Below are 7726 nucleotides of genomic sequence, written 5' to 3' on the forward strand. Positions count from 1 at the left end.
GACCTCTTGCAAGCCTTCCTGCGCGGTGCCGGCCTCGATCAGTTGCGTCTGGATCGGGCCGATGCCTGCGCCCAGATGGAAAGCATCGGCCGCAGCTACCGGCTGATGGTCGAAGGCCTGATCGACGTGTTGCGTGCCCGCGCCAGCCTCAAGGGCGAATTTCGCATGCAGCAAACCATGATCCGCCCCGCCGAAAACAACCCGTTGAAATTCGCTCCGAATGCCGACGAAGCGTTACTGCTGCTGCTTCGTCACGGCAATCCGGCCTTCATGGCGCCGGACGTTGCCGTGCGTGACAGTTTCGACGACCTGCGCGCGCACCAACTGGCCGTGATGGCGGGTGTGGAAGCGGCGCTCAAGCACTTGCTGCTGCGCTTTGAACCGGCGCAATTGGAGGAACGCATGGGCAAGCCCGGTGGCCTCTCAAGTATTTTCAACGGCTCGCGCCAAGCCCAGTACTGGCAGCAATTCACCGAGCTCTACAGCAATATTTCCCGCGAGGCCCAGGAAGATTTCCAGGACCTGTTCGGCCGCGAATTCAGCCGGGCCTACGAAGCGCACAGTGCACGACAGCGACGCTGAACCGCGTCGCAGTAATGGATAAAACGGATAGCTAAACACGTCATTGAGGACGCAGGATGATTCCCAGGTTTTTACTTGCAGCCGCCACCGCGCTGCTGCTGACGGCGTGTGCCAAAGACGCGACCAAACCCGAAACCGCCGCCGACGCTGAAGCGGACACGGCCGCCGTCGAGCTGCATTTTCACGCGATCGCCGGGCTCAACCCCGGTGCCAGCGGGCAGCCCGCGCCGGTGCGGGTGCGGATTTTCGAGCTGAAAAACGCCGCGACGTTCGCGCGCTCCGACTACTTCGCCCTGGCTGACCGTGCGCAATCCACCCTTGGCCTGGACCTGCTGGACCAGGACGAAGTGGTGATCCAGCCCGGCCAGCAACTGAGCATTCAGCGCGATCTTGACCCGGCCACCCGGCAGATCGGCCTGCTGGTGGGCTACCGCGAGCTGGACCGTGCGCAATGGCGCGCCGTCATCAACGTGCCGCCACGCCAATACAGCGAATATCAGATCAGCCTCGATGTGCGTGCGGTGCGCGCCGACGTCGTGGCTACCCCCTCCAGCCCAGCCCAATAACAAGCAATCGGAGCCCCCATGTCCTGGAACAATCGCGTGGTCTGGTCGGAAGGCATGTTCATCGGAACGCAGCACTTCCAGCAGCATGACCGTTACCTGGAAAACCTGATCGACGCCCGCAGCCGCCCTTTGTCCGCGGGTGCCTGGGGTTTTTCCGAGTTGCTGATCGATCAGGGCCTGCTCGCCCAGGGCAAGCTGGCAATCGTGTCGGCCCGTGGCCTGCTGCCTGACGGTACGCCGTTCAATATCCCCCAGGACGATCTGGCGCCGAGTCCGCTGAATATCGACGACAGCCTGCGCGACGGCCTGGTGTACCTGGCCCTGCCGCTCAAGCGTGCCGGTGCGCGTGACACGGTGGATGAAGGCGAGGCGTTGGAAGCCGCGCGTTATGTGAGCCAGGTGCGCGAAGTGCGCGACGACAACGCGCCCTTCGAAAACCGCGCGCCGGTGGCCGTGGGTTCCCGCGCCCTGCGGCTGCTGACCGCCCAGGACGGCATCAGCGACTACGCCGCCATCGGGCTGGTGCGCATCAAGGAAAAGCGCGCCGACCGCGCACTGGTGCTCGACGACACGTACATTCCGCCCGTGCTGGATGTAGCTGCGAGCAAGCCGCTGACGGCCTTTCGCAGCGAACTGCTCGGCCTGCTGCACCAGCGTGGCGAAGCCCTGGCCGGCCGCGTGGTCGCGTCGGGTGCCGGTGGCGCATCGGAAATCGCTGACTTCATGCTGCTGCAACTGGTCAACCGCGCCCAGCCGCTGATCCAGCATGTGAGCCAGTTGAGTCCGTTGCACCCGGAGCGTTTCTTCAGTGAGCTGGTGAGCCTGGCCGGTGAGTTTTCGACATTCTCCACCTCTGGCCGCCGTCCCCAGGAATATCCGCAGTACCAGCACGACGACCTGGCCCTGAGCTTCACGCCGGTCATGGCGGCCCTGCGTGAGGCGCTGTCGATGCTGATCGACAGCAAGGCCACGCCGATTCCGATTGTGGAGAAAGCCTACGGTATCCATGTGGCGATGCTGGCGGACAAGACCCTGCTCGACAGCGCCAGTTTCATCCTCGTGGTACGCGCCGACGTGCCCGGCGAAACCCTGCGCGCGCGCTTCGGCCAGCAGAGCAAAGTCGGCGCGGTGGAGCACATCCGCGACATGGTCAACCTGCAATTGCCGGGCATCGGCCTGCTGCCATTGCCGGTGGCGCCACGCCAATTGCCCTATCACGCGGGCAGCACCTATTACGAGCTGGACCGCGGCAGCGAGCACTGGCAGCAGTTGAGCAATTCCGGCGGTTTCGCCTTCCACATCGCCGGGCAGTTCCCGGGCTTGAACCTGGCCTTCTGGGCGATCCGAGGATAATCCGCGATGCATCCCAATGATGATGACCGCACTCAGTTCATGCCGCGCCCGGGCGGCCGGGCACCCGAACCTGCGCGCGCGGAACCTGCACCGTTGTCGATGCCGGCCGCGCCGATGCTCACCGGCAAAAGCCAGGGCCTCAACCCGCTGGAAAGTGCCGCCGGCCCGTTGCTGGCCTTGCTGACGCGGTTGCGCAACACCATCGCGCACCCGGCGCCGGCCAGTTTGCGCGCGCAATTGCTGGCCTATCTGCGCCAGTTCGAAGAGCGCGCCGAAGCCGCCGGCGTGGCGCGCAATGAGGTGCTGCTGGCCCGTTACGCGCTGTGCACCGCCCTGGACGAAGCCGTGCTGAGTACGCCCTGGGGCAGTACCAGCGATTGGGGCAAACAGAGCTTGCTGATCACCGTGCACAACGAAGCCTGGGGCGGTGAAAAGGTCTTTCAACTGCTCGACCATTGCCTGCAAAGCCCACGGGAGCGCCTGTACCTGCTGGAGCTGCTTTACTTGTGCATGTGCCTGGGTTTTGAGGGCCGCTACCGCGTGATGAATGACGGGCGCAGTCAATTGGAAGCCTTGCGCGAGCGCACTGCCGCCGCGATTCGCAGTGCCCGTGGCGAACACGAGCGTGAGCTGTCGCCGCACTGGCGCGGCGTGACCGTGGCGCGGGATCGCCTGGCGCAATTCATGCCGCCGTGGATCGCCGTGGCGATTGGCTTGGCGCTGTTGCTGGCGCTGCTGTTTGGCCTGCGCATGAAGCTGGCCTCGGATGCGGAGCCGGTGTTCAAGAATATCCATGCCCTGGGCGAGATCCCGGTGCAGGCCATCGACCGTCCGGTGGCGCAACCGAAAGTGATCGAGCGGCCGCGCCTGGCCGGCTTTCTGGCTGAAGACATCAAGGCCGGCCGCGTGGCCGTGGAAGACAAGGTCGACCGCTCTGTGGTGACGATTCGCGGTGATGAACTGTTTGCGTCCGCCAGTTCCAGCATTGTCGATGACTACCAGCCGCTGATGCTGCGCATCGCCGACGCCATTCGCAAGGTCAAGGGTCAGGTGCGTGTCACCGGTCACAGCGACAACCGTCCGATTGCGACGTTGCGCTTCCCGTCGAATTGGGCGCTGTCCGAAGCGCGGGCCAAGTCGGTGCTGGAGATCCTGGCGGCCAAGACCGGCCAAGGTGACCGCTTCAGCGCCGAAGGCCGCAGCGACACCGAGCCGTTGGCGACCAACAGTACTGCCGAAGGCCGTGCCCGCAATCGTCGGGTTGAAATCACCGTATTGGCGGAGGGCGTCGAGTGAAGGCGTTTTTCAGTTTCATGATTCGCTGGGTGATCCCTGTGCTGGGGTTGATCGCCCTGGGCCTGATCATCTGGTTTGTCGGGCCGTTGCTCGACGTATTGGTGCCCGAGGGACGCCGCTGGGCGCTGATCATCCTGGTGTTCGCGCTGTGGATTGCCTACCGCGTGTTGCGCATCATCCAGGCCCGCCGCCAGGCCGCCGAAGTGATGCGCAGCCTGGCCGCCGAAACCCCGGCCGACCCCAACAGCGTGGCCACCGCCGAAGAGCTCTCGACCCTGCGCCAGCGCATGGACGAAGCCCTGACGCTGCTCAAGAAAGCCAAGCTCGGCGGCGATGAACGCCGCAATCTGTACGAGCTGCCGTGGTACGTGATCATCGGCCCGCCGGGTTCGGGCAAGACCACCGCACTGGTCAATTCCGGGCTGCACTTCCCGCTGGCGGCGCAATTGGGCGCCGGTGCGGTGCGCGGCGTCGGCGGCACGCGCAACTGCGACTGGTGGTTTACCGACCAGGCCGTGCTGCTCGACACTGCCGGCCGATACACCACCCAGGACAGCAACTCCACAGTGGATAAAGCCGCGTGGCTGGGCTTTCTCGACCTGCTGAAAAAACAGCGCTCGCGTCGACCCATCGACGGCGCCTTCATCGCCATCAGCCTGTCGGACCTGCTGCTGGGTACAGACGCCGAGCGCGCCGCCCATGCCGCTGCGATTCGCCTGCGCATCCAGGAGCTGTACACCCAACTGGGCGTGCGTTTCCCGATCTACCTGATGCTGACCAAGCTCGACCTGGTGCCGGGTTTCATGGAGTTCTTCGACAACCTGAGCAAGGAAGAGCGCGCCCAGGTGTGGGGCATGACCTTTGCCCTGGACGACGGCAAGCACAGCGACAGCCCGCTGGTGCACCTGCAAAGCGAATTCGCCGGTCTGGAACAGCGCCTCAACGAACGCCTGGTCGAACGCCTGCAACAGGAACGCGACCCGGCGCGGCGCGACCTGATCTACGGTTTCCCGCAGCAATTGGGCGCCTTGAAGGACTGTCTGCAGAGTTTCCTCGAGGGCGTATTCAAACCCAATGCCTTTGAAGAGCGCGTGCTGCTGCGCGGCGTGTACTTCACCAGCGGTACCCAGGAAGGCAGCCCGATTGACCGCCTGATCGGCACCATGGCCCAGAGCATGAACCTGGACCGCCAGCACCTGGCGCGCCAGAGCGGCACCGGGCGCAGTTACTTCATCGAAAAACTCTTCACCGCCGTGGCCTTTGCCGAACGTGGCCTGGTCGGGGTGAACCCGAAAGTCGAGCGGCGCCGCAAGTGGCTCGCCCGGGGTGTTCTCGCGGCCACGGTGGCCTTGGTGGTGGTGGTCAGCAGCCTGTGGTGGGTGAGTTATCGCGCCAACCAGGCGTATATCGCCCAGGTCGATCAGAAGGTCTCACCCCTGGGCCAGACCGTGCAGAACCTGAGCCCGGCGCAGCGTGACGTAGTGGCCGTGCTGCCCTTGCTCAACGCGGTCAAGCACCTGGCCGGGGATTCGCCAAGCTGGTCAGAGGGGCTGGGGCTGTACCAGGGCGACATGCTCGAAGCCGAATCTGCAAGCGTCTATCGCAAGTTGCTGATCGCGGTCTTCGCCCCGCGCCTGGTCACGCGCATCGAAGAGCAACTGCACGGCGGCGGCAACTCGGACTTCCTCTACGAAGGCCTCAAGGCCTACCTGATGCTGGCCGACAACGAGCATTACGACCCGGACTTCATCAAGGCCTGGATCGCCCTCGACTGGGACCGCAACCTGCCACGCGATCTGCCGGCCGATCAGCGCCAGGCCTTGACCGGGCACTTGCAGGCACTGTTTGACCGTCACCCACCGAATGCGCGTCTTGACCCACGCCTGATCGACGACCTGCGCCGCCAACTGCAACAACTGCCGGTGGCCCAGCGTGTCTACGACCGGGTCAAGCGCCAGAAACTGCCTGAAGGGGTACCGGACTTTCGCCTCAACGAAGCGGCCGGCCGTGATGCCGCGCTGGTGTTCAGTCGCAAGAGCGGCAAGCCGTTGGGCGAGCCGTTGAGCGGGTTTTTCACCGCCAAGGGCTATCGCCAGGCGTTCTTGCTGAGCAGCCTGAACCAGACCGGCACCCTGGCTGAAGAGCAGTGGGTACTGGGCCAGGCACAGGCCGACCAGCAGAACGTGGTCAGCCTGGCCGCCGATGTGCGCCGCCTGTATTTCCAGGACTATGAGCGCCAGTGGGACGCGTTGCTCGCCGACATCGACTTTGTGCCGATCACCAGCGTGGCCCAGGCGGCCGATGTGCTGCGGGTGATTTCCGGCCCCACCTCGCCGTTGAAGAAACTGTTGGTGGCGGTGGCAAAGGAAACTGACCTGCAGGCCGAAGAACGCCAGTTGGCCGCCAAGGGCGTGCCGGTGGAGGGCGGCGTCGACAAGCTCAAGGAGCGTCTGGGCAGCCTGCTGGGCCAGGAGCAACCGAGCGCCAGCGCGCCCGCAGCGGCGGATGATCCGGTCACCGCGCACTTTGCCGAACTCAACGGCATCGTCAGTAAAAACGAAGGCGAGCCGGCGGCTATCGACGGCCTGCTGGCGGATATGAATGCGCTGTATGTGCAGGTCAGTGCAATGGTCGGTGCCAGCGGCGATGCGTTGCTTGGCGAAGCGAAGAACCAGGCGGCGGCTGCGGCCACGCGGGTCAGCCTGAATGCCGAGCGCCAACCGCCGCTGGTGCAGGGCATGGTCAAGTCGGTGGTCAATTCCACCACCAACAGCATGATGGGCGGGGTGCGTAACCAGCTGAACGCGGCCTGGGCCAGCGAAGTGGTCAACGTGTATCGCCAGTCCCTGGCCGGGCGCTACCCGATGTCGCCCGGCAGTGCGCGGGACGCGACCCTGGATGACTTCGGCCAGTTCTTCGGCGTCGGCGGGGTGATGGATAACTACTTCCGCAAGTACCTGCAGTCCTATGTGGACACCTCGGCGCAGACCTGGCGCTGGCAGCCGGGAGCGGCGCAGAAGCTCGGTATCGCACCGGGCGTGCTGCAAACCTTCCAGCGCGCGGCGGCTATTCGTGATGCGTTCTTCAGGTCTGGCGGCACGCAACCTGTCGTGCGCTTCGAACTCAAGCCGGTGTCGATGGACCCGACCATCACCCAATTCCTGCTGGACCTCGACGGCCAGCAACTGAGCTACGACCACGGCCCGAGTCGCCCAGTGGCGATGCAATGGCCGAACCCCGGCAGCATTGGCGTGGTGCGTATTTCCATCATGCCGCCGTCGGCCAGCGGGCGTTCCGGTGTGACGCTGGACGGCCCGTGGGCCTGGTTCCGCCTGCTGGAGCAATCGGACCTCACCCCCGGCAACTCGCCGGACCGTTTCAACCTGCGCCTGCGGGTCGACGGCGCGAGCATCGCCTACGAATTGCGCGCCAACAGCGCTTTCAACCCGTTCAAGAGCCGCGTGCTCAGCGGCTTCAGCCTGCCGGAGCGGCTATGACGACGCTGGGTTTCTACGGCAAGTTGGCCAGTCGCGGTGACTTTGTCAGCCGCGCCTTGCCCCAGAGTTTTATCGGCCCTTGGGACAGCTGGCTGGCGGCGGGGCTGCTCGCCAGCCAGAACAGCCTGGGCGGTGACTGGCTCAACGCTTACCTGGTCAGCCCGCTGTGGCGTTTTGTGCTGGCGCCCGGGGTGTGCGGACCGGATGCGGCGGCAGGTGTGGTGATGCCGAGTATCGACCGGGTCGGGCGGTATTTCCCGCTGGCCGTGGTGGTGTTGCTCGACCACGACACCAACCCCGCGTCTCTGGTCGGCGGGCCGGATGCCTGGTTTGAGCAGGCCGAAGAGCTGTTGCTCAGCACCCTGGACAGTGGCGCTACCTTCGAAAGCTTCAATGCCGGCCTCGACGCCCTGGGCGTTCCGGCGAGTGAGC

At 65.0% G+C, this 7726-nt stretch carries 6 protein-coding genes; all 6 read left to right on the forward strand.

Features of this window, described 5'->3' with window-relative positions:
- Nucleotides 1-582: type VI secretion system-associated FHA domain protein TagH (tagH, locus tag BFP90_RS01600; RefSeq protein ID WP_141688892.1), on the forward strand; the 582-nt coding region annotated here is incomplete at its 5' end.
- Between the two features lie 56 nt (nucleotides 583-638).
- Nucleotides 639-1148: a type VI secretion system lipoprotein TssJ gene (gene tssJ / locus BFP90_RS01605; protein WP_065886923.1), complete on the forward strand. Its 510-nt coding sequence runs from the start codon at nucleotides 639-641 to the stop codon at nucleotides 1146-1148.
- Between the two features lie 18 nt (nucleotides 1149-1166).
- Nucleotides 1167-2501: a type VI secretion system baseplate subunit TssK gene (gene tssK, locus BFP90_RS01610; protein ID WP_065893988.1), complete on the forward strand. Its 1335-nt coding sequence runs from the start codon at nucleotides 1167-1169 to the stop codon at nucleotides 2499-2501.
- Nucleotides 2502-2507: 6 nt separating this feature from the next.
- Nucleotides 2508-3797 (forward strand): DotU family type VI secretion system protein, encoded by a 1290-nt coding sequence (locus BFP90_RS01615; RefSeq protein ID WP_065886925.1) that lies wholly within the window; start codon nucleotides 2508-2510, stop codon nucleotides 3795-3797.
- Complete coding sequence (tssM, locus tag BFP90_RS01620) at nucleotides 3794-7294, forward strand: type VI secretion system membrane subunit TssM (protein ID WP_065895796.1); 3501 nt, start codon at nucleotides 3794-3796, stop codon at nucleotides 7292-7294. Before BFP90_RS01615 ends, tssM begins: the two co-directional genes overlap by 4 nt.
- A partial coding sequence (gene tagF / locus BFP90_RS01625; protein WP_065895797.1) for a type VI secretion system-associated protein TagF occupies nucleotides 7291-7726 on the forward strand: 436 nt, incomplete at its 3' end. The genes tssM and tagF, both read left to right, overlap by 4 nt.

Source organism: Pseudomonas sp. 24 E 13, from assembly GCF_900004715.1.
GTDB lineage: Bacteria > Pseudomonadota > Gammaproteobacteria > Pseudomonadales > Pseudomonadaceae > Aquipseudomonas > Aquipseudomonas orientalis_A.

Bases quoted from the DNA above. Each gene is read 5' to 3' on its own strand.
- tssJ (WP_065886923.1), top strand. From the start codon at position 639: ATGATTCCCAGGTTTTTACTTGCAGCCGCCACCGCGCTGCTGCTGACG.
- tssK (WP_065893988.1), top strand. From the start codon at position 1,167: ATGTCCTGGAACAATCGCGTGGTCTGGTCGGAAGGCATGTTCATCGGA.
- BFP90_RS01615 (WP_065886925.1), top strand. From the start codon at position 2,508: ATGCATCCCAATGATGATGACCGCACTCAGTTCATGCCGCGCCCGGGC.